This is a genomic window from Kitasatospora sp. NBC_01250 (genome assembly GCF_036226465.1).
In the GTDB taxonomy this organism is placed as follows: Bacteria; Actinomycetota; Actinomycetes; order Streptomycetales; family Streptomycetaceae; genus Kitasatospora.
Genome location: NZ_CP108476.1, coordinates 626342 through 647037, shown reverse-complemented (window position 1 = coordinate 647037; position 20696 = coordinate 626342). Strand labels below are relative to the sequence as shown.

20 protein-coding genes and 1 pseudogene are annotated in these 20696 nt (G+C 73.4%); 16 read left to right on the top strand and 5 right to left on the bottom strand.

What is annotated here, in order from left to right:
* Window positions 1-125: 125 nt before the first annotated feature.
* Window positions 126-2618, top strand: coding sequence for a helix-turn-helix domain-containing protein (locus tag OG500_RS03080; protein ID WP_329576244.1), 2493 nt, complete (start codon window positions 126-128; stop codon window positions 2616-2618).
* 103 nt (window positions 2619-2721) lie between these two features.
* Here OG500_RS03080 and OG500_RS03075 read toward each other — a convergent pair whose 3' ends face one another.
* Window positions 2722-3048 carry a hypothetical protein gene (locus tag OG500_RS03075; protein WP_329576241.1) on the bottom strand — a complete coding sequence of 109 codons (327 nt, stop codon included), beginning with the start codon at window positions 3046-3048 and terminating at the stop codon, window positions 2722-2724.
* 182 nt (window positions 3049-3230) lie between these two features.
* Here OG500_RS03075 and OG500_RS03070 point away from each other — a divergent pair.
* A pseudogene (locus tag OG500_RS03070) lies at window positions 3231-3557 on the top strand (dienelactone hydrolase family protein); the annotation flags it as partial.
* A 32-nt stretch (window positions 3558-3589) separates the two neighbouring features.
* Here the strand turns inward: OG500_RS03070 and OG500_RS03065 are convergent.
* Window positions 3590-3895: a hypothetical protein gene (locus tag OG500_RS03065; protein ID WP_327064799.1), complete on the bottom strand. Its 306-nt coding sequence runs from the start codon at window positions 3893-3895 to the stop codon at window positions 3590-3592.
* Window positions 3896-4054: 159 nt separating this feature from the next.
* Here OG500_RS03065 and OG500_RS03060 point away from each other — a divergent pair, with 159 nt between their 5' ends.
* The 3 genes from OG500_RS03060 to OG500_RS03050 all read left to right on the top strand — a co-directional run bounded on the left by OG500_RS03060 (window position 4055) and on the right by OG500_RS03050 (window position 6708).
* Entirely contained in the window at window positions 4055-4348 is a 294-nt protein-coding gene (locus tag OG500_RS03060) for a DUF3311 domain-containing protein (RefSeq protein WP_327064798.1), read from the top strand.
* Window positions 4345-5826: a sodium:solute symporter family protein gene (locus tag OG500_RS03055; RefSeq protein WP_329576238.1), complete on the top strand. Its 1482-nt coding sequence runs from the start codon at window positions 4345-4347 to the stop codon at window positions 5824-5826. The genes OG500_RS03060 and OG500_RS03055 overlap by 4 nt, the downstream gene beginning before the upstream one ends.
* Window positions 5827-5997: 171 nt before the next feature.
* The gene (locus tag OG500_RS03050; protein WP_329576234.1) at window positions 5998-6708 is read left to right on the top strand and encodes a hypothetical protein; all 711 of its coding nucleotides are present in this window, start codon (window positions 5998-6000) and stop codon (window positions 6706-6708) included.
* Here OG500_RS03050 and OG500_RS03045 read toward each other — a convergent pair.
* A complete protein-coding gene (locus OG500_RS03045) occupies window positions 6705-7907 on the bottom strand; it encodes an epoxide hydrolase family protein (protein WP_329576231.1) in 1203 nt (400 codons plus the stop codon). The two genes, OG500_RS03050 and OG500_RS03045, sit on opposite strands and share 4 nt — an antisense overlap.
* A gap of 132 nt (window positions 7908-8039) precedes the next feature.
* Between OG500_RS03045 and OG500_RS03040 the strand changes: the two genes are divergently transcribed.
* Entirely contained in the window at window positions 8040-8177 is a 138-nt protein-coding gene (locus tag OG500_RS03040) for a hypothetical protein (RefSeq protein WP_329576228.1), read from the top strand.
* A gap of 45 nt (window positions 8178-8222) precedes the next feature.
* Window positions 8223-8843 carry a hypothetical protein gene (locus OG500_RS03035; protein WP_329576225.1) on the top strand — a complete coding sequence of 207 codons (621 nt, stop codon included), beginning with the start codon at window positions 8223-8225 and terminating at the stop codon, window positions 8841-8843.
* Window positions 8844-8883: 40 nt separating this feature from the next.
* Here OG500_RS03035 and OG500_RS03030 read toward each other — a convergent pair whose 3' ends face one another.
* The gene (locus tag OG500_RS03030; RefSeq protein WP_329576222.1) at window positions 8884-9432 is read right to left on the bottom strand and encodes a hypothetical protein; all 549 of its coding nucleotides are present in this window, start codon (window positions 9430-9432) and stop codon (window positions 8884-8886) included.
* 319 nt (window positions 9433-9751) lie between these two features.
* On the opposite strand from OG500_RS03030, the gene OG500_RS03025 reads away from it, so the two are divergent.
* The 3 genes from OG500_RS03025 (at window position 9752) to OG500_RS03015 (ending at window position 12356) form a co-directional block, all read left to right on the top strand.
* On the top strand, window positions 9752-10294 hold the full coding sequence (locus tag OG500_RS03025; RefSeq protein WP_329576219.1) for a hypothetical protein: 543 nt from the start codon (window positions 9752-9754) through the stop codon (window positions 10292-10294).
* Between the two features lie 170 nt (window positions 10295-10464).
* Window positions 10465-11673: a sensor histidine kinase gene (locus OG500_RS03020; RefSeq protein WP_327064789.1), complete on the top strand. Its 1209-nt coding sequence runs from the start codon at window positions 10465-10467 to the stop codon at window positions 11671-11673.
* Window positions 11670-12356 carry a response regulator transcription factor gene (locus OG500_RS03015; RefSeq protein ID WP_329576214.1) on the top strand — a complete coding sequence of 229 codons (687 nt, stop codon included), beginning with the start codon at window positions 11670-11672 and terminating at the stop codon, window positions 12354-12356. The genes OG500_RS03020 and OG500_RS03015 overlap by 4 nt, the downstream gene beginning before the upstream one ends.
* A gap of 48 nt (window positions 12357-12404) precedes the next feature.
* Here OG500_RS03015 and OG500_RS03010 read toward each other — a convergent pair whose 3' ends face one another.
* On the bottom strand, window positions 12405-13988 hold the full coding sequence (locus OG500_RS03010) for an FAD-dependent monooxygenase (protein WP_329587374.1): 1584 nt from the start codon (window positions 13986-13988) through the stop codon (window positions 12405-12407).
* A gap of 95 nt (window positions 13989-14083) precedes the next feature.
* Between OG500_RS03010 and OG500_RS03005 the strand changes: the two genes are divergently transcribed.
* The 6 genes from OG500_RS03005 to OG500_RS02980 all read left to right on the top strand — a co-directional run bounded on the left by OG500_RS03005 (window position 14084) and on the right by OG500_RS02980 (window position 20608).
* Complete coding sequence (locus OG500_RS03005; RefSeq protein WP_329576211.1) at window positions 14084-14650, top strand: YbaK/EbsC family protein; 567 nt, start codon at window positions 14084-14086, stop codon at window positions 14648-14650.
* A gap of 100 nt (window positions 14651-14750) precedes the next feature.
* Window positions 14751-15599: an SAM-dependent methyltransferase gene (locus OG500_RS03000; protein WP_327064786.1), complete on the top strand. Its 849-nt coding sequence runs from the start codon at window positions 14751-14753 to the stop codon at window positions 15597-15599.
* Between the two features lie 150 nt (window positions 15600-15749).
* Entirely contained in the window at window positions 15750-17516 is a 1767-nt protein-coding gene (locus tag OG500_RS02995; protein WP_329576207.1) for an MFS transporter, read from the top strand.
* 8 nt (window positions 17517-17524) lie between these two features.
* Window positions 17525-18010 (top strand): MarR family winged helix-turn-helix transcriptional regulator, encoded by a 486-nt coding sequence (locus tag OG500_RS02990; protein ID WP_329576203.1) that lies wholly within the window; start codon window positions 17525-17527, stop codon window positions 18008-18010.
* A 217-nt stretch (window positions 18011-18227) separates the two neighbouring features.
* The gene (locus OG500_RS02985) at window positions 18228-19805 is read left to right on the top strand and encodes an MFS transporter (protein WP_327064783.1); all 1578 of its coding nucleotides are present in this window, start codon (window positions 18228-18230) and stop codon (window positions 19803-19805) included.
* 161 nt (window positions 19806-19966) lie between these two features.
* Window positions 19967-20608 carry an HD domain-containing protein gene (locus OG500_RS02980; RefSeq protein ID WP_327064782.1) on the top strand — a complete coding sequence of 214 codons (642 nt, stop codon included), beginning with the start codon at window positions 19967-19969 and terminating at the stop codon, window positions 20606-20608.
* The last annotated feature ends 88 nt before the right edge of the window (window positions 20609-20696 follow it).

Genomic DNA, 20696 nt, shown 5'->3' with positions numbered 1-20696 from the left:
GGTGACCATGCTGACGTTCCGGCAGGTCAGAGCACCAGGCCAAGCACCGGCCAGATATGGCCGGAACCCCAGTACAGTGATCCGACGTCAGCGGAAAGTGCGGTTTGTGGAGCGAGGACGTCGAAGTGAGCAGCCAGTTGGGTCCCCTGCTCCATGGGCTGCGGCGTGAGGCGGGACTGACGCAGGAGCAGTTGGCCCGGCGGTCCGGACTGGGGGTCCGGACCATTCACCGGCTGGAAACCGGCAAGCCCACGGACGCCCGGATGGGGACGGTGAAACAGGTCGCCCAGGCCCTGGCCGATGCCCTGGGACGCGATCGCGACGACGTCTGGCGGGACCTGCTGGCCGCGCGCCGCGACGGGGACGCCGCCGCCGAGGCCACCGGCGCCGCCCCCATGGCGCCGGCCCCCGAGGAAAGCGCAACCCCCGCCCCAGCCCCCGCCCCCGCGCCCGACCCGGTGCGGGTCGGCGTGCTGCCGCCCCGGGGTGCCCTGGCCGAGGTCGCCGAGTCGCTGGCACGCGACGTCCACAGCCGCTGGATACGCGAGGAGGAGCAGCGCCGGATCCACGACCCGTTCCCGCTGCCGCTGCGGTGGCGCTCGGTACCTGAGGGTCTGTTGGACCACTGGGGCAACATCAGCGGGGCGCTGCCCGGTGCCGCGCCGGTGCCGCTCTCCCTGGACGGCGGTCTGGCCCAGGTGACCGAGGTCTACCGGCGGATCGGCTCCGGGCGGCTGGTGGTGCTCGGCCGGGCCGGGTCCGGCAAGACCGTCCTGATGCTGCGCTTCGTCCTCGACTACTTGGCGGGCCGCACCGACAGCGATCCGGTGCCGGTCCTCTTCAGCATCGGATCGTGGGACCCGACCGCCACCGCGCTGCGCGACTGGCTCATCGAACGGCTGCTGCGCGACCACCCGAACCTCGCCGCGCGCACGCCGGGCCGCCTGACCCTGGCGGCCTCGCTGGTGGACGCGGGCTGGATCCTGCCGGTGCTGGACGGCTTCGACGAGATCGCCCACGGCCTGCACGGGGCCGCCCTGCGGGAACTCAACGCGATCTCGCTGCCCCTGCTGCTGACCAGCCGCACCGAGCAGTTCGCCGACGCCGCCGCGACCGAGGTGCTCAGGAAGGCCGCCGGCATCGAACTGACCGACCTGACCACCGACGACCTGGTCCACTACCTGCCGCGGACCGCGCGCCCCACCGCGCCGGGCCCGCGCACGCCGGGCCCGCGCTCGGGACCGGCCGCGACCGTCTGGGATCCCGTGCTGGACGGGCTGAGCAGCAGCCCGGACAGTCGCTCCAGCGCCAACCTCGCCACCGTGCTGAGCACCCCGCTGATGGTGCTGTTGGCCCGGACCCGGTACAGCGACGTCCCGGGACAGGACTCGGCCGACCTGCTGGACAGCGCCCGCTTCCCGACCCCCGAGGCCCTGGAGGAGCACCTGCTGGCCGGCTTCGTGCCGACCGTCTACCGCCGGCGGCCCAAGGCCCCGGCCGGCCCCGGACGCCCGCACCGCGGGTGGGAGCCGGAACGCGCCCGGCACTACCTGGGCTACCTCGCCAGGCACCTCGACCGGCCGGAGCAGCGCGACCGCCAGGACCTGGCGTGGTGGCAGCTCTCCGGTTCGCTGAGCCTGTTCTCGCGCATCCTCGCCGTCGTTCTGGCCTGTTCCCTGGTCACGGCCGCCTCCGGCTTCCTCGTCTCCGCGGCCGTGCACCTGATCAGCGGTCACGGTGCGGCGTCGGTGCTCCGTGCCGACCTGGCGGACGCCCTTCTGTTCGGCCCGACGGTCGGGCTCGCCTTCGGGGTGATCTACGGGACCATGGCCACCCTCAGCGGCAACGCGTTCGAACCCTCCCGCATGCGGCCGAGGCTCCCCGGCCGCGGCCGAGGGGCCGGCGGCGCCCAGCCGCGCAGACTCCGCACCTCGTTCTGCGTCGGACTCCTGGGCGGCTGCACGGTGGGAGCCGGCTACGGCCCGGCCCGCCTGGTGGCGCAGGAGCACTACGGGACCCTGCCGGCCGGCGGGACGGCGATCCGGGCCATGCTGGTCGACTCGCTCCTGTTCGGGCTCCTCTTCGGAGTGGCGGGCGCGCTGGTGCTCACCCTGATGGCCGCGCTGGAGACACCGCTGGATCCCGGCTCCGCCGCCACCCCGGCGGACCTGCTGGCCGTCAACCGCGGCACCGTGGTCCGCCAGGCGCTGCTCTTCCTGCCGCTGCTCACCCTCGCGATCACCTTCGGCGGCCGGCTGATCGCGGACCTGTTCCAGGGTTTCCTGGGCCCGCTCAGCTGGCACCTGCTCCCGGGATTCGTGATCGGCGCCACCGGCGGCCTGGCGGGCGCGCTCTGCTACGCCCTGGCGCTGACCGCCTGGGGCCAGTGGGTGCTCTTCACCCGCATCTGGCTGCCGCTGACCGGCCGGCTGCCCTGGGCGACCGCCGCCTTCCTCGACGACGCCTACCACCGCGGAGTGCTGCGCCAGGTCGGGGCCGTCTACCAGTTCCGCCACGCGCGGCTCCAGAGCCACCTCGGCTCGATCCCCGGATCCGGCCGCCCCGCCCCGGCGCCGCTGCCGCCCGCCCGGGCCCCGGAGCGCGTCCGCTCCCGCTGAGGGAGGCGAGTGCGGGGCCGGGCTTCCTCCGGGACGGGGCTCCACCGGGATGGCATGGCGCAGGGGTGCGGCAGCAGGTGCCGCACCCCTGCGCTGTCGTCGCTCAGCAGATGCAGGAGATCGTCAGGGTGATGCTGGGGGGCGGGGGCGGCGAGTCGAGGTAGGGGGCGATCCAGGCGCTGATGGATTGCGCGCCGGGGCCGACCGTCCACCGCCAGCGCTGGTCGTTGCCGAGCGGGGTGCCGTCGCCGTTGGTGAGGGTCCAGTTGTTGTCCGGGTGCAGGCCGTCGGGGCAGATGGCGGTGACGCCGCTCGGCGAGCCGGTGACGGACACGGTCTCGGGAAGGGCGTCGGCCTGTGCGGGGCCGGCGAGGATGGCTGTCAGTGCCACCGCTGCCAGGCCCGTGCCGGCGAGTCGTCCGGGGCGCATGGATGTCCTCTCGCTGCGCGGCCCCTCGAATGGGGGCCGAGTGGTCAGATGCGTTGCCAGTGGGCTCCAGGCGCACGCCGGCTGCGCCGCACTCCACTCTTCTGCACCGGATGCGGGAGTGCCGGAAGTCGGCGGGGCGGTCGTGGCGGACGCGGCTCAGGGCGTCCGGGTGTGGTGGTCCAGCAGGGTTCCATCCGTTCTTCCTGGTCACGGGCGCGCCCGACAGCCCGCACCGCTCCTTCCCGCAGATCACCGCCCAGGTCCACCTCGGCCTCGCCGAGGGCGACATGACGCCCGAGTCGCTGACGGGGCTCACCCGGGCCCTGGACGGCGCAGGAGTCGACCACACCTGCGAGATCTACCCCGGCACCGTCCACGGCTTCAGCATGGCCGACACCGACGCCTTCAACCCCGCCGCGCTGCAGCGCCACTGGGACCGCCTGCTCGCCCTGCTCGGCCGTACCCTGGCCGCCGAGCGGCCTGGTGATCAGTGCGGCCAGGGCCGGTAGCCGGGACTGTCCATTCGGCCGGCCGGAGCCGCTCACCCCGGCGGCTGGCGGCCGGTGGTGCGGAGCCAGCGGGTCAGCACCGTCACCGTGGCGTGGTCGAGCTTGGCCAGGGTGCGCAGCACCGCGGTGTCGCCGACCTGCAGGGGGACGTCGGCGTCGGCCAGCGCGGTGGCGAGTTCGGCCCAGTTGACCGCGCAACTGTCGATCTGCAGGGTGTCGTCGGCGGCCGCCGGTTCCGCGTGGACGACCGGTGCACTCGCGTCGGCCGGGGGCGGTGCGGCCGGCGCGGACCAGGCGATGCGGGGGTCGGCGGTGCGGGGGAGAGGAGGATGGCTCACACGGTGATCAACGCCGCACGCGCCGGGGCGGCACGGCCGGGGGCGAGTCGACAGCCCCTCCGCGGGTGACATGGTCTTGACAGTGATTGCAGGCCACGGCCAAGCTCGCTTGTCGCCCGCACCTCACGCCAGTCCCGACAACGTTCGACGGGATCCATCATGAGCCCAGACACAGCGCGCGGTTCCGCGCGGCCGGCGGGGCCGCTGCTCGCCCTGCTCGCCGCTCTCCCCTTCCTCGGGATCCTCGGTGGCATCTTCTTCGCCAACCGCATGACGCCCTACGTCCTCGGGATGCCGTTCATCCTCTTCTGGATCGTCCTGTGGGTGGTCCTCAGCTCCGCGATCATGGCGCTGGTCTACCGGCTGGACCCGGCCAACCGGCAGCCCGCCGACCCTGCTGACTCCGCCGACCCCGCCAGCTCTGCCGTCGACCTCGCGGAGGGTGCGTCATGACCGCGCTGCTGGTGATCGCGGCCTTCCTGGTGCTGGCGGTCTTCCTGGGACTGCGGGCCCGGGGCGGCAAGGAGATGACGCTCGAACAGTGGTCGGTCGGCGGCCGGGGGTTCGGGAGCGTCCTGGTCTTCGTGCTGCTGGCCGGCGACATCTACACCACCTTCACCTTCCTGGGCGCCTCGGGCTGGGCGTACGGACAGGGCGGGCCGGCCTTCTACATCCTCGCCTACGCCGCGCCGGCGTACGTGCTCTCCTACTGGCTGCTGCCGGCGGTCTGGCGCTACGCCAAGCAGCACCGGCTGGTCTCCCAGGCCGACTTCTTCGCCAAGAAGTTCGACAGCCCCGCGCTCGGCGCCCTGGTCGCGCTGGTCGGCGTGGTGGCGATGGTCCCGTACCTGGTGCTGCAGCTCACCGGGATGGGCATCATCGTCTCCAGCGCCTCCTACGGCCACCTCTCCCCGCACACCGCACTGGTCATCGGCACGGTCGCGCTCACCGGGTACGTCACCGTCTCCGGCATCCACGGGTCCGCGTGGACCTCGGTGGTGAAGGACGCGATGATCCTGGGCGTCGTCGTCTTCCTCGGCATCTACCTGCCCGTGCACTACTACGGCGGCATCGGCGCGATGTTCCACCGGATCGACACCGTGAAGCCCGGCTTTCTGACGCTGCACCACAGCGGGCAGAGCCCGACCTGGTTCGCCTCGACCGTCCTGCTCTCCGCGCTCGGCTTCTACCTGTGGCCGCACACCTTCAGTGCCTCCTACAGCGCCAGGAACCCGCAGGTGTTCCGCCGCAACGCCGTCGTGCTGCCGCTGTACCAGCTGATCCTGCTCTTCGTCTTCTTCGCCGGATTCGCCGCCATCATCGCCGTGCCGGGCCTGAAGGGCTCCGACGGCGACCTCTCGCTGCTCCGGATCACGGTCAAGACCTTCGACCCCTGGTTCGTGGGCGTGGTCGGCGCCGCCGGACTGCTCACCGCACTCGTCCCCGGCTCGCTGCTGCTGATGGCCTCGGCCACCAGCCTGGCCGACAGCGTCTTCCGCCTGGCCCGGCCGCAGGCCGGTGACGAGACGGTCGCCCGGCTCGCCAAGGCGCTGGTTCCGGTGGTGGCGGCGGTGGCCCTGCTGTTCGCCTTCAACGGCGGCAGCACGCTGGTGAACCTGCTGCTGATGGGCTACGCCCTGGTCACCCAGCTCTTCCCGGCCCTGCTGCTCAGCCTGCCGACCCGGCGGCTGATCACCAAGCAGGGCGCGGCGGCCGGCATCCTGGCCGGTGTCGCCACCGTCGCCGCGGTCACGCTCACCAGCACCACCGTCGGCGGACTGCTGCCCGGCCTGCCGCAGCCGGTGAAGGACCTCAACGTCGGCGTCATCGCCCTGGCGGTCAACCTGGTCGTGCTGGCCGCCGTCTCCGCCCTCACCCGCGCCGGCGCCGCCCGGCCGGCCGTTCAACTCACGAACTCCTCGGCACCGTAACGCAGTGGTCGTCAAGGGGCCTCGGCCGAGGCCGTCACGGCCGCCGTGACCGGGGCTTCCCGGTGGCGGCCTCCCGGCGGCTGATGCAGGGTGATAATCGCTCACGGTCACTGACGGTGAGTATTCGTCACTTGATGTGCGGCCCGTTGGTACCCGTCGAAGGAGAAGATCGTGAACGCTCGCAGGGCAGCCCGCACGGCCGTGGCCGCCGCGATGGTGGTGGGCCTCGGAGCACTGGCGGCTCCGACCACCTCGGCCCTCAGCCCCGCCGGCGGCGGCGACCACTGCAGGCGTCCCGACGACCATGCCGGCTGCCGCGGCCAGCAGGGGCCCACCGGTCCGACCGGTCCGCAGGGGCCGGCCGGCACGAACGGATCACCGGGGCCGACCGGCCCGACCGGTTCACTGGGGCCGACGGGGCCGACCGGGCCTGCGGGCACGATCGGCGCGCTGGGGTCCGCCGGACCGGCCGGTGCGCTGGGGCCGACGGGTGCGACCGGCCCGACCGGTTCGCACGGGCCGACCGGTCCGCACGGCCCGACGGGCCCCACGGGCCCCACGGGCAGCGACGGTGCGACGGGGCCGACCGGTCCGACCGGTGCGCTGGGGCCCACGGGTCCGTCCGGCGTGGTGAAGGCCCCCGTGAAGGTGTTCAGCGCCATCACCCCGGTCCCTCCGGGCGGATCCGGCTACGCCATCGCCGGCTGTCCGACCGGAACGGTGCTCATCGCCGGCGGCTTCCAGTTCAGGAGCACGTCCTCCACTGGTCTGTCCGTGGTGACGTCCCAGGCGGTCGGAGAGACCTGGATCGTCTCGATGAACAACGCGTCGACCGAGGCGCGCTCCTTCCAGTCCCAGGCGATCTGCCTGCCGACCGGCTAGCGTCCTGTGCTGTACCGGCCTCCTCGGCCCGTGGCCGCCGCCCGGTAGGGGCGGAAGAAGGCGCGCAGCTCCTCCGCGTAGCGCTCGGGCTCCTCGAACGGTGCGAAGTGCCCGCCGCGTGCCGGCTCGCTCAGGTGCACGAGGTTCGTGGTGCGCTCGAGCCAGGCCCGCGGCGGGCTGAGGATGTCGCCGCCGAAGAGCGAGAAGCCGGACGGTACTTCGACCCGGCGGGTCAGCTGCGCGGGCGGGATCGCGGCGTTCGCGTGGTACATGCGCATCGAGGAGCCGATCGTCCCCGTGAGCCAGTAGATCATGACGTTCGTCAGGATCTCGTCCTTGGTGAAGCTCCGCTCGACGTCACCGCCGCAGTCGCTCCACGCACGGAGCTTCTCGACGATCCACGCGGCGAGCCCGGCCGGCGAGTCGGTCAGCCCGACGGCGGCGGTCTGCGGCTTCGTCCGGTGCATGGCACCGTAGGCCCCCTCGCCGGCGCCCCAGGCCGCGACCTCGGCGAACCAGGCGCTCTCCTCGGGCGTGGGCTTGGGCGCACCGCCGGCGAGGGCGGGCAGGCCCCCGTCCATGCGGTGGACGGCCACGACCCGCTCGGGGTGGTCGAGCGCGAGGTAGCGGCTCACGTGGCTGCCGATGTCCCCGCCCGCCGCGCCGAACCGCGGGTAGCCGAGGACGTCCATCAGCTCGGCCCACAGACCGGCGACGGCGATGGAGTCGAGCGGCGCTCCGGTGGGGCGGTCGGAGTAGCCGAAGCCCGGCATGTCGGGGACGACGACGTCGAACGCGTCGGCGGGGTCGCCGCCGTGCGCGCCGGGATCGGTCAGCAGCGGGACGACCTTCGAGTAGCGCCAGAACGAGTCCGGCCACCCGTGGTTGAGGACCAGCGGCAGCGCGGGGCCGGCCGGTGCGACCGCCCGGGCGTGCACGAAATGGATGCCCAGGCCGCCGAGTCGGACCCGGAAGCGGGGCAGCCGGGCCAGCGCCTGCTGCTGCGCCGGCCAGTCGAACCCGTCCGCCCAGTAGTCGACGAGCTCGCGCAGATACCCGACGTCCGTGCCGAGCGCCCACCCGGCGTCCTCGGGCGCATCGGGCCAGCGCGTCGCACGCAGCCGCGTGCGGAGGTCCTCGAGCGCGGCGGGCTCGGTCTGCGGGGTGAACGGCTCGAGGCGGTGCGCTGCGTCCGGCATGGCCCTCATGCTAGTGCCGCGTCAGGCAGCCTTCGCGCGACGGGGCGAAGGCTGCCTGACGCGGCACCACGGCTTGTCTGCCGCCCGGGCTGCCTGCAGGGCCGACCTCGCCGACGGGTCAACCGTTCCTCGGTGCCAGGTAATTCGCTGGGGGCCGAGTTCGAGCGTGCCGCCCCGCTGCTGAGCGCCGCCGCGGCCGAGCTGGCGCCGTTCACCGCGCGGCTGGCCGGGGTGCACACCTTCGGCCACCGTGAGGACGCCACCGTCTGACTCGACTCGGCGCCGTTCGGCACGCTGCCGGGTCTTGCCTGGTCGGTGCTGGCGGCCCGCACCGTGCGGCAGGCGGGCGAGCTTCCGGACGAGGCGCTGCTGGAGCGGTTCTTCGCCGACTGGGCGGTCTGGGACTGGCGTCGGCCGGTCGAACTTGTCCCGGGCGGAACGGAGTTCGCCGCCTGGGGCAGCGGTACGGGCCCGCTGACGGTGCTCACCGCGACCCACCCGGTGCGCAGCTGCACCGAGCAGGTCGGTGTCGGGCTCCTCGACCTGCTCGCCGAGGAGCTCTACCGCGGCTGGGAGCTGCTGACGGCCGCTGTGCCCGGCGAGCTGTGCGCCGAGGCGCCGATGCACCGGCGTCACGCGGCCTGGGCCGTGCTGACGGTCCGTCAGTACGACGGCGAGGACTTCGCGGACACGGTCGGCCGGGTCCGCGGGCGCCTGCGCGCGCTGCTCGGCAGCCTCGCCGAGGAGGCGCCGCGGGTGCACGCCTGGCCGCGCCCGTTCGAGTCCGGCCCGCCGGTCACCCGTTACGCGATCGGTCTTGGTCCCGTGCCGCCGGACCGGGAGCGGTTGGCCGAGCTCGCGGAGCGCTGGACCAGGGGGCTCGTGGGGGTGTCCGTGGAGTGGGCCGAGGGCGGTGCGGTACCGACCCTGTCCTGAGGAGCGGGCCGGCGCCGCACCGCCGTTCGCCGGGTGCCGGTCAGCTACGGGCCAGGGCGGGGCCGGTCGCCCGCCCGGGCTCCACGGCCGGCAGCCGCAGCGCCCGCAGGGTCAGGCCGCCGGTGCGCACCGTCAGCATCACGACGGCCATGAAGATCAGCGCGTTGGTGATGGCGGCTCCGGAGACCTGGTGCGCCTGGCACCAGCTCGCCAGCTGGTCGGGGAACCAGTGGGCGGAGCCGTAGGAGAAGGCGGCCCGGACGCCGACCACGGTCGTCCAGAGCAGCGCGTAGCCCCATCCGGCCCGGCTCACCGGCCGGTCGGTCCGCGGGCTGCGGTAGACGTGCAGCAGGGCCAGTGCGCCCAGGCCGGCCAGCAACCCGACCGCGACGCCCGCCAGTTCGACGGCGAGCCCGGCGCCATGGGTGACGATCGGGTCGAGGAAGAGCGGGATCACGCCCGCGGCGATGCCGAGCGGGCGCAGGACGCGCATCGGGCCGATCTTGCGGGCGCGTCCGAGGTCACTGTGCAGGGTGGCGGTCAGGACCGCGCCGTTGATGATCATGGCCTGGGTCAGTTCGCTGAACATCGGGTCCTCCGGCGGATCGGGAGTGGTTCGGGGAGCGGTTCGGAGCGGTTCGAACGGACTCCACGATGGCCGCGCGCACCCCGTCGGCGGATCGCAGCAGGGGGTGACCTCGGGGGTGACCGTGCTCGCGCCGTCCGGTAGCGCCCCAGGGTGAGGGGCACGGCCGCGGATCACCCCGCGGGCCACCTCCTGGGGTGACGCGGTGGTACCGGCGCCGTCCGTAGCTTCGGTGGCATCGCACCAAGGGCCGGACGGGCCCTGGAGTGCGCAACCCGAGAACGCGTAGCCCCAGAACGCGTCGCCCGAGAAGGAGTCCGAGATGTCCGGCATCGAAATCCTGGCGGTGGTCGGGATCATCGCCGTGATCGTCTTCCAACAGGTCAGGGGCCAGTACCTGCGGGGCAAACGCACCGTGCTGCTGCCCGCGGTGCTCACCGTGATCGGCTTCACCGATCTGCACACCGGCGGCGGGCACCTGAAGCCGGTCGACGTCACCTGCCTGGTGGTCGGCGCGGCGGGCTCGGTCGCGATCGGCCTCGCCTTCGGGGCGATGACCCGGCTGGAGTCCCGAGGCGGCGTGCTGTGGGCCCGGCTGCCGCTGCGCGGTCTGTGGCTGTGGGGCGGCCTGGTGGCGTGGCGGGTGCTGGTGGTGGTGCTGGCGGGCGCGATGGGTGCGCACGTCGCCGCCTCCTCCTCGACGCTGCTCTTCGGCCTGGGCCTGAACCGGCTGGCGCAGGCCGCCGTGATCCTGCCGCGGGCCGTCGCGGCCGGGGTGCCGTTCGCCGCCGAGAAGGACGGCTCGACCTTCCTCGCGGGCGCCTTCCGCTCCGGCGGCGCGGGCCGCAGCGGGGGCCGGCGATGACGGACGCGGTGGTCCCCGCGCCACCCGTCCACCTCGCACCCACCCATCCCTCCACCACCTGCCCCTCCGCCACCCATCCCGCCGCCACCCGCCCCGCCGCCACCCCTCCCGCGCCCGCCGTCGTGCCGACCGGCTCCCTCCGGGCCCGGCTGCTCGGCGATACTCGGCTCATGTTGCGAGCAGCTGTCTGGTGCGTCCGGGTCATCGGCTACGTCCTGATCGGCCTGCTCACCTTCCTGGAGCCGCCCGCCGGACACCGGGGCGCCACCGCCCAGACCGTCGCCTACGCGCTGATCGGGGTGGGGGTGGCCGCCTGGGCGGTGATCGACCTGGGTCCTGCCCCGGAGCGCCGCCACCCCCGCGCGCTCGCCGCGGCCCTCACGCTGACCGCCGCGGCGGCCGGCTTCGGGGCCGCCGCGGCGGGCGGCGGTACGAGCCTGATCGCCTACGCCGCGGTGGCCCTGATCGCGGCCGGCACCGACCTGCCGCTCACCCCGGCGCTCACGGTCGGCGCGGTGTCGCTGCTGGCCATCGAGGTCGGCGGGGTGCTCTTCGACCAGGGCATCGGCACCCTGGTCGGGCTGCCGCTGCTGCTCGTGGTCGGGCTGGTCACCGGCCGCAACCGGCTGGCCTACCGGGTGCAGGCCGAGCAGTCCGCCGCCCTTCTGGAGCAGTACCAGCAACTGCGCGCTGAGCAGCGCCGAGCCGACGTGCTGGACGAGCGGACCCGGATCGCACGCGAGATCCACGACGTGCTGGCGCACTCGCTCGGCGCCCTGGGCATCCAGATCCAGGCGGCCCGGGCCCTGCTGAGCGACGGTCAGGATCCGCAGCGCGCCCTGGAGGTGCTGGCCACCGCCCAGCGGATGGCCGGCGACGGCCTGGTGGAGACCCGCCGCGCGGTCCAAGCGCTGCGCACCGACACCCGCCCGCTGGGCGAGGAGCTGGCCGAGTCGGCGGCCGAGCACCGCGAGCGCCACCGCGTCCCGGTGGACTGCCAGGTCACCGGCCCGCCGGTGGCCCTCTCCCCGGAGGCCACGGTCGCCCTGCTGCGCACCGCCCGCGAGGCGCTGGTCAACTGCGCCAAGCACGCCCCGGGGCAGCCGGTCACGATCACGCTCGTGCACCGCCCCGAGCGGCTGCGGCTGAGCGTCGCCAATCCGGTCGGCCCGGCGGCCGGGGGCGGCGCTGCCGCGGCCCCGCTGAGCACCGCCGACATGGGATACGGTCTGACCGGCATGCGGGAGCGACTGCTGCTGGCCCACGGCACTCTGACGGCCGGTCGGGACTCCGACGGCTGGACCGTGACGGCCGAGGTACCCGTCGGCCCGAACCAGGGTCCGTCCACCCGAGCAGATACGGAGCGCCCCACCCGATGAGCACCGACGCCACCCCACCGGTCCCGCTGCGGGTCGTCGTCGCCGACGACCAGGCCAGCATCCGCGAGGGGTTGGTCCTGCTGCTCGGCACCCTGCCCGACATCGACGTGGTGGGCTCGGCCGCCGACGGCGCCCAGGCCCTGGAGCTGGTGGCCGAGCACCGGCCCGACGCCATCCTGCTGGACCTCGGCATGCCGGTGCTGGACGGCATCGCGGCCACCCGCCGGCTGACCGCCGAGCACCCGGGCACCGCAGTGGTGATCCTGACCACCTACGCCGACGACACCTCGATCCTGGACGCGCTGCGCGCCGGCGCCCGCAGCTACCTGACCAAGGACGCGGACCGCACCGACATCGCCCGCGCCCTGCACGCCGCCGCCGGCGGTCTGGCCGTCCTCGACCCGCGCGCCCAGGCCACCCTGCTCGCCGCCAGCGGGGCGCGCGTCGCCGACCCGGCGCCGGAGCACGGCCGCCCCGAGGAGCCGCTGCCCGACGGCCTCACCCAGCGCGAGGCGGAGATCCTGCGGCTGATCGCCCAGGGCCTCACCAACCCGGAGATCGCCACCCGCCTCTACCTGAGCAGCAACACCGTGAAGACCCACATCAACCGGATCTTCACCAAGACCTCCTCGCGCGACCGCGCCGCCGCGATCGGCTACGCCCACCACCACGGCCTCGCCTGACGGGACCTGACCTGACCTGACCGGGCACGGCGATCGGCGGGATCCCGGTCAGCCCACCGAGTCGTGCCGGGGTGCGGACGAGGTGGAGGACGACGGCGCGCCGGCCCATCGGTGCAGGGCGGCTTCGAGGCCGCTGACGGCGGCGCCGTCGGCGGTGTCGCAGGCCCAGGCGACCACCCCGTCCGGGCGGACCAGCACCCCGGCAGGCGTCGCGTGGCCGTCGGTCACGCTGGTCACCCGGCCGTCCCAGGCGGTGGCGAGGCGGGCGAAGGCGCCGTCCGTGGTGCGGTCGAGCAGCAGGAATCCGCCGCCGTGGCCGTGGTCGGCCAGCCGGGAGCCGTCCCGCAGCCACAGGTCGGGCACCAGGCGCCCGATCAGCGGGTGGTCGCCGGGCAGGTCGATGCGCTGCGTGACACCGGAGATCTTCTTGACGGCGTAGGTCGTGCCCGCCCGGGTGCCCAGCAGCTCGGCGACGACCTCCCGCAGCGCGGCCGACTTGGCGTCCCCGCGCAGCACCCCGATCTGGGCCCGCGTCCAGTCCAGCACCCAGGCGCCCAGCGGGCGGCGCTCGGCGTCGTAGCTGTCGAGCAGTCCTTCGGGCGCCCAGCCGGCGATCACGGCAGCGAGCTTCCACCCGAGGTTCATCGCGTCGCCGACCCCGAGGTTGAGCCCCTGGCCGCCGAACGGCGAGTGCACGTGCGCGGCGTCGCCGGCCAGCAGCACCCGCCCGGACCGGTAGGAGGCGGCCTGGCGGGCGTTGTCGCTCCAGCGGGTCGCCGGGGCGCGCAGTGCGGTCAGTGTGACGTCCGTGCCCGAGACCCGGCGCAGACTGCTCTGCACCTCCTCCAGGGTGACCGGTGCCGAGCGGTCGGCGGGCGCCCTGCCGAACTCCACGGTGACCACCCGTCCGGGCTGTGGCCCGTAGCGGTAGGCACCCAGCGGCGACCACGTCCAGCCGTCCGCGAGCTTCTCCGGATCGGCGATCCCGGCGACCGCCAGGTGCCCGGTCAGCTCGGGGTCGGTGCCGGGGAAGTCGATGCCCGCCAGGCGGCGCACGGTGCTGCGCCCGCCGTCGCACCCGACCAGCCACCCGGTGCGCACCGGGCCGGCCGTGGTGCCGACGAGCACGCCCTCGCCGGTGTCCTGGAGCGCGGTGACCTCCACCCCGCGGTGCACCGGGACGCCGAGCCGCGCGAGGTGGCCGGCCAGCAGCTCCTCCAGCTCGCGCTGCGGCACCAGCCGCGCGCCGTCGACCGCGGTGTGGGCGGCGAGGTCGGGGTCGGACCAGTCCACCAGGTCGGCATCGAGGACCATCCCCGCGAAGTGGCCGGTGAAGCGCGTGTCGGGTGCTCGCCGTCCGTCGCCGGACGGCTGGTCGCCGCGCTGCTGGTCGGCGGGTACGCGGGTGAACGACCCCATCCGTTCGAGCAGCTCGCGCTGCACCTGCTCGGCGGCCGGCAGCAGGCCGCGGCGGTCGAGCGCCTCGGCCGTCGGCACGTTGATCGCCCCGGCCTTCATCCCCTCGCTCGGCTCGGCGAGCCGTTCGAGCACCTGCACCGTCGCCCCGGCGATCGCCAGCTCCGCGGCGAGCACGAGGCCCACCGGCCCGGCTCCCACCACGGTCACGTCCATGTTCTGCATGTCCTGGTTCACAGAAATCGTCACGAACACTGTTCTATAAACGAACGGCGTTCGTGTCAAGTCGAGGGGGGCGATAGGCTCGCGCCATGACCGATCTGCTGCGCCCCCCGTTCGGGAACTTCACCGCGGCCCACCGCGCGCTCGACGTCGCCGACCAGCTCGCCCGCCCGGTGGCCGAGGCACTGCGAGGGTGGCGCGAGCAGGAGGCGGCGCAAGCGGTGCTGTACGTGGACACCGAGCCCGACAAGGCCGACACGGCGGTCTTCTGCCAGGCCTACGACGTGGCGGCGGACGTCTCCGCCAACTGCGTCGTGGTCGCGGCCAAGCGGGCCGGGACGACCACGTTCGCCGCCTGCCTCGTGCTGGCCGACTCGCAGGTCGACGTGAACACGGTGGTGCGCAAGCGCCTTGAGGCCCGGAAGGCCTCGTTCGCGCCCATGGACACCGCCGTCACCGAGAGCGGCATGGAGTACGGCGGCATCACCCCGGTCGGACTTCCGTGCGGCTGGCCGCTGTTGATCGACGCGGCGGTCGCCGCCGCCCCGCACGTGCTGGTCGGCAGCGGCCGGCGCCGGGGCAAGCTGATCCTGCCGGGCGCGGCGCTCGCCCTCCTGCCGGGCGCCGAGGTCGTCACGGGCCTGGCGAAGTCCTGAGGCGCCCGCCTTCTGGGCGGGCGGCGCGCAACGGCGGTCCCGGCACACCCTCCTGACGTAGAGTCATCAGTCGACAGCGGAGCGACAGAGGGAGCAGGTCATGGCCGAGGGCGGTACCGCGGACGCGGTCGAGACGGCGCGCCGGTACTACGGAAGCGCCGAGGTCGACGGCTTCTACCGCACGGTGTGGGGCGGGCAGGACATCCACACCGGCAGCTACCTCGACGCGGGCGAGCCGATCGCGACGGCCTCCCGACGCACCGTGGAGCGGGCGGCCTCGAAGATCGCCGAGCGGCTCGGCCGTCCCGGGACCACGGTGCTGGATCTCGGGTCCGGCTACGGTGGCGCGACCCGCTACCTGGTCGAGCGGTTCGGGTGCCGGGTGGTCGCGCTCAACATCAGCGAGTCGCAGAACGAGCGCCACCGGGCGGCCAATGCGCAGCAGGGGCTCGACCGGTCGATCGAGGTCGTCACCGGCTCCTTCCAGGACATCCCCTTCCCCGACGGCCACTTCGACGTCGTCTGGTCGCAGGAGGCCTTCTGCCACAGCCCCGACCGCGACCGGCTGCTCGGCGAGGTGGCCCGGGTGCTGCGGCCCGGGGGAGAAGTGGTCTTCACCGATGTGATGGCCGCCGACGGCGTCGCACCCGAGTCGCTGCGGTCGGTGATCGCGCGCCTGGAGGTCACCGGCCTGGCCACGCCCGGGTACTACCTGAAGCAGTTCGCCGAAGCCGGGCCGATCCGGGTCGACTTCGACGACCATAGCGAGCAACTGCTCACCCACTACGTCCGGTTGGTGGAGGAGACCAGGCGAAGCGCCGACCAGCTGCGCGAACTCGTCGGACCGGCCTACCTGGAGGGCCTGCTGGAGAACCTGCCGCTGTGGGTGGCGGCCTGCCGGCAGGGCCGGCTGAGCTGGGGGATCTTCCACGGCCGCGACGACCGGTGAAGGGCGGGACCGGCCGTCGGCGGCCGGTCACCAGCGCGGGTCTCCGTCGAGCCCTTCTATCGGTCTGAAAATCGGACTATCGTTAGTTGACGAGAGCTATCGAAGTACTCCGGACAGCGGCCACGGCCGACCCCTCTCCAGGAGGCAGCGATGACGGTCGGAGCGGCGCACGGTGGCAGGACCGGGCGCACGGGACCCTCCCGGTGGACCGCGGGCCCTGACCACCCCCATTACAAGTGGGTCGCACTCTCCAACACGACCCTCGGCACGCTGATCGCCACCGTCAACGCCTCGATCGTCCTCATCTCGCTGCCCGCGATCTTCAACGGCATCGGCCTGGACCCGCTGAAGCCCGGCAACGTCAGCTACCTGCTGTGGATGCTGATGGGCTACATGCTGATCACCGCCGTCCTGGTCGTCACCCTCGGCCGGCTGGGCGACATCCGCGGGCGGGTACGGATCTACAACGCGGGCTTCCTGATCTTCACGCTCACCTCGGTGGCCCTCGCGCTCGACCCGCTGCACGGCGGTGCCGGCGCGCTGTGGCTGATCGGCTGGCGGGTGGTGCAGGCCGTGGGAGGCTCGATGCTGATGGCCAACTCCGCGGCGATCATCACCGACGCCTTCCCGGCCGAGCGGCGCGGCATGGCGCTGGGGGTGAACGTCGTCGCGGGCATCGCCGGTTCGTTCATCGGCCTGGTCCTGGGCGGGTTGCTCGCCCAGGTCGCCTGGCGGTCGATCTTCTGGGTCAACGTGCCGATCGGCCTGCTCGGCACCGTCTGGGCGTACCGCTCGCTTCACGACACCGGGGTGCGGCGCCCGGCCCGGATCGACTGGTGGGGCAACGCCACCTTCGCCGTCGGCCTCACCGCGCTGCTGGCCGCGATCACCTACGGCATTCAGCCGTACGGCGGTCACACCATGGGCTGGACCAACCCGTGGGTGCTGGCCGGGCTGGGCGGCGGAGTGGCCCTGCTGGCCGTCTTCTGCCTGGTCGAGTCACGGGTGGCCGAGCCGATGTTCCCGCTGCGGCTCTTCCGCGACCCGGTCTTCGCCGGCGGGAACGCGGCCACCCTGCTGGGCTCGATCGCCCGGGGCGGCCTGCAGTTCATGCTGATCATCTGGCTGCAGGGCATCTGGCTGCCGCTGCACGGCTACGACTATGCCGACACCCCGCTCTGGGCCGGCATCTACCTGACCCCGCTGACCTTCGGCTTCCTGGCCGCCGGGCCGATCTCGGGCTACCTCTCGGACCGCGCCGGTGCGCGGCTGTTCGCCTCCGGCGGGCTGCTGGTGATGGCGGCCTCCTTCGGCGGGCTCCTCCTGCTGCCGACCGACTTCAGCTACCTGTGGTTCGCCCTCCTGGTGTTCGTCAACGGCCTGGGAGGCGGCCTGTTCGCTGCTCCGAACACCTCGCTGATCATGTCCAGCGTGCCCGCCGAGGCCCGCGGCGCCGCCTCGGGGATGCGCGCCACCTTCCAGAACGCCGGGATGGTGCTCTCGATCGGCGTCTTCTTCTCGCTGATGGTGGCGGGCCTGTCCGGCTCGCTGCCGCACACGCTCAGCGCCGGGCTCACCGCACAGGGCGTGCCCGCGGGCGACGCGCACGCCATCGCCGCGCTGCCGCCGGTCGGCACGCTCTTCGCGGCCTTCCTCGGGTACAACCCCGTCCAGCACCTGCTCGGCCCGCACGTGCTCGGTCAGCTGCCGGCGGCCAACGCGCAGACGCTGACCGGCCGGCAGTTCTTCCCGCAGCTGATCTCGGGGCCCTTCCACGACGGCCTGCTGGTGGTCTTCTGGCTGGCGATCGCGATGGCCCTGGTCGCGGCGGCCGCCTCGCTGATGCGGGAGCGGCGCAAGCCCGCGGGCACCGGGCCGCGCGCGGGCGCGCCGTCCACGGGCACCGGTGCACCATGACCGGGGCCATGACCGGGGCCGGGGACGAAGGCGGAGCCGGGGCCGAAGGCGCGCTGTCCGAGGAGGCCGTCGTGCGGCTGCGCCTGGTCATCGCGCGGCTCAACCGGCAGATGTCCCAGGCCGCGAGCGGCAAGGACCTCACCTTCGCCCAGCTCTCGGCGCTGGCCCGGGTCGAGCAGCACGGACCGCTGCGCCTGGGCGAACTCGCGGCACGCGAACGGGTGGCCGTCCCGTCCATGGTCCGCACCATCGCCCCGCTGGCCGACGACGGACTGATCGCCAAGACCCCCGACCCGCTGGACGGCCGCTCCCACCTGCTCGCGCTCACCCCGGCCGGCGAGGCGGCGCTGACCCGGATCCGGCAGGAGCGTTCGGCCCTGCTGGCCCGTCGCAGCGGGCGGCTCACCCCGCGGCAGTGCCGGGAGCTGGAGGCGGCGCTCCCGCTGCTGGAACTGCTGCTCGACGACTCCGAGACCGGCCCACCGCACAGGTGACCGCCCGCGATGCTCCGTCAGGCGTCGCCCTGGGCCGGTCGCCAGTGCCGCGTCAGGCAGCCTTTGCGACGGGGTGAAGGTTGCCTGACACGGCACTAGCATGAGAGCCGCCGAACGAACGGCAGGAACCGTGCCCGCTTCCCCCCGGGACGGGCCCGCCCCACAGGTGATCCGCCGCCGGCCGGCGGCGGGTGCACCCCGGAGGGAAGAGCGAACCGTGAGCACTGCTCCCGCCACTGGATCCTCGCGCTACCTGGTGCTGGCGGCGATGATCTTCGCCGTCGCGATGACCTTCATCGACCAGACCATCGTGTCGATCGCCGTCCCGAACATCCAGCACGAGTTGAAGCTGACGAGCACCGGGGTGCAGTGGGCGGTCAACTCCTACCTGCTCACCCTGGCGGCCTTCTTCGCCTTCGGCGGCCGGCTCGCCGACACCGTCGGTCACCGCAAGATGGTGGTGCTCGGGGTGCTGATCTTCGCGGGCGCCTCGGCCTGCTGCGGCTTCACCCCCACCGGGAGCCTGGCCGAGGCGTGGCTGGTCGCCTTCCGCGCCGTCCAGGGCTTCGGTGGCGCCATCATGTTCCCGGCGGCGCTGGCGATCGTGGTGCAGAACTTCGCGCTGCGCGAGCGCGGGCGGGCGCTCGCCCTGTTCTTCGGCATCGCGGGCGGGCTGACCGCGATCGGACCGGTGCTCGGCGGCTATCTGACCGAATGGACCTGGCGGGCCATCTTCTGGGTGAACCTGCCGGTGGCGGCGATCGCCCTGCTGCTGATCGCGATCTCCAAGCCGGTCACGGAGAGCCGGCCGGCGCCCATGGACTACCGGGGCCTGGCCCTGATCGCCAGCGGTGTCGCGCTGAGCGTCTTCGGGTTCCAGCAGTCGCAGGTCTGGGGCTGGTCGAACCCCGCGATCGGGCTCTGCATCGCGGCCGGTGTCCTGCTGCTGGTCGTCTTCGCGCTCGTCGAGAAGCGCACCGCCTCACCGCTGATCCAGGTGGACATCTTCCGCATCCGCGCGTTCTCCGTGCAGAACCTGGTGCTGGGCATCTCGATGCTGGTCTTCGTCCCGGTGTTCTTCTTCTCCAGTGAGTACGCGCAGATCGCGCTGGGCGACTCCTCCTCGAACGCCGGCATCTTCCTGCTCTACTTCTTCATCGGCTTCGTGATCGCCTCGCAGATCGGTGGCCGGATGCTGGACCGGGACGGCGCGAAGCGGCCGGTGGTGATCGGCTGCGTCCTGGCCGCGGTCGGGTTCTACCTGTGGGCGGGCGACGCCACCACGCTGCGCTTCAGCGCGCAGCAGTGGGACATCGTGCTGGCCGGCGCGGGCATGGGCTTCATGCTGACCCCGGCCAGCACGGACGCGGTCAACCGCGCCTCGCGGCTGTCCTACGGCGAGGCGACCGGCATCACCCAGACGGTCCGCAACTACGCCGCGAGTCTGGGACTGGCCGTGCTGGGCACCGTCCTGGTCACCGAACTGCGCTCGCGGCTGACCGACTCCCTGGTCGCCCAGGGCGTGCCGCACGCGCAGGCGGTCTCCACCGCCGCCCACCTCTCCCAGGTCCAGGCGCAGAGCGGCGGGAGCGGGAGCGGGGGTGCCGCGAACATCCCGCAGTTCTTCCGGGTCGACTTCGCCCATGCCACCCAGACGGTCTTCTACTGGATGGCGGTCATCATGGCCGTGGCCGCCGTGGTGGCGATCGTCGGCCTGCGTGCGGGCGTGCAGGCCGAGACCGCCGCCGAGCAGCAGGCGGACCTGTCGGCCGGGCGCGAGCCGGACAAATCCTAGGCCGGGGCAGGGACCGGTCGACGACCCGATGGCCGGCAGCCGCGTGTCCGGATGTGTGGCTGTGATGGCCGGCTGGACATGGCAGGGCTCCGGCGGCCGGGGGAAGCTGGGAGTGTCGCCGAGGCGACGTGATGGGTTGGCGACTACCTGGGACGGGTGCCATGGATGCGTTGTCCGTCGGTCCGGTGAGCGTGCCGGACACCAAGCTCGCCCGTGAGGCGACCGAACTGGTGCGGGAGGCGACGAGTGATCTGATCTACCACCACTCGCGCCGGGTGTACTGCTTCGGAGCCCTGCAGGGCCACAACAGGGACCTGAGCTACGATCCCGAACTGCTGTACATCGCCGCGATGTTCCACGACCTCGGGCTCGGCGAGCGGTTCCGCACCGACGGGCGGCGGTTCGAGGTGGACGGCGCGGACGAGGCGCGCCGGTTCCTCCAGGGGCACGGGGTCCCCGAGGACAGCGTGCGCCGGGTGTGGACCGCGATCGCGCTGCACACCACGCCCGGGATCCCGCAGTTCATGGAGCCCGAGGTCGCGCTGGTGACCGCCGGCGTCGAGTACGACGTGCTGGGCATCGGCTACACGGACATCGGCGAGGCCGACCGCGCGGCCGTCACCGCGCTGCACCCGCGGCCGGGCTTCAAGGAGCAGATCCTCGCGGCCTTCACCGAAGGAGTGCGGCACAAGCCGGAGACCACCTTCGGCAACGTCAAGGCGGACGTGCTGGCGCACCGGGTGCCCGGCTTCGAGCGCGGCGACTTCGTGCGCACCATCCTCGACTCGCCGTGGCCGGAGTGAGCGGCGGGCGGGACGGCTTCACCCGATCGGCGGCCCGGCACCGGCCGGGCCGCCGGTGACCGGGGGCCGATGACTCAGGAGGCTGCCG

Coding starts and splice junctions, on each gene's coding strand:
- OG500_RS02990 (WP_329576203.1), top strand. CDS start 17,525: ATGACCGGGGCCGGGGACGAAGGCGGAGCCGGGGCCGAAGGCGCGCTG.
- OG500_RS02980 (WP_327064782.1), top strand. CDS start 19,967: ATGGATGCGTTGTCCGTCGGTCCGGTGAGCGTGCCGGACACCAAGCTC.
- OG500_RS02995 (WP_329576207.1), top strand. CDS start 15,750: ATGACGGTCGGAGCGGCGCACGGTGGCAGGACCGGGCGCACGGGACCC.
- OG500_RS03030 (WP_329576222.1), bottom strand. CDS start 9,432: ATGTTCAGCGAACTGACCCAGGCCATGATCATCAACGGCGCGGTCCTG.
- OG500_RS03020 (WP_327064789.1), top strand. CDS start 10,465: ATGTTGCGAGCAGCTGTCTGGTGCGTCCGGGTCATCGGCTACGTCCTG.
- OG500_RS03025 (WP_329576219.1), top strand. CDS start 9,752: ATGTCCGGCATCGAAATCCTGGCGGTGGTCGGGATCATCGCCGTGATC.
- OG500_RS03060 (WP_327064798.1), top strand. CDS start 4,055: ATGAGCCCAGACACAGCGCGCGGTTCCGCGCGGCCGGCGGGGCCGCTG.
- OG500_RS03005 (WP_329576211.1), top strand. CDS start 14,084: ATGACCGATCTGCTGCGCCCCCCGTTCGGGAACTTCACCGCGGCCCAC.
- OG500_RS03045 (WP_329576231.1), bottom strand. CDS start 7,907: ATGCCGGACGCAGCGCACCGCCTCGAGCCGTTCACCCCGCAGACCGAG.
- OG500_RS03010 (WP_329587374.1), bottom strand. CDS start 13,988: ATGGACGTGACCGTGGTGGGAGCCGGGCCGGTGGGCCTCGTGCTCGCC.
- OG500_RS03075 (WP_329576241.1), bottom strand. CDS start 3,048: ATGCGCCCCGGACGACTCGCCGGCACGGGCCTGGCAGCGGTGGCACTG.
- OG500_RS03015 (WP_329576214.1), top strand. CDS start 11,670: ATGAGCACCGACGCCACCCCACCGGTCCCGCTGCGGGTCGTCGTCGCC.
- OG500_RS03000 (WP_327064786.1), top strand. CDS start 14,751: ATGGCCGAGGGCGGTACCGCGGACGCGGTCGAGACGGCGCGCCGGTAC.
- OG500_RS03055 (WP_329576238.1), top strand. CDS start 4,345: ATGACCGCGCTGCTGGTGATCGCGGCCTTCCTGGTGCTGGCGGTCTTC.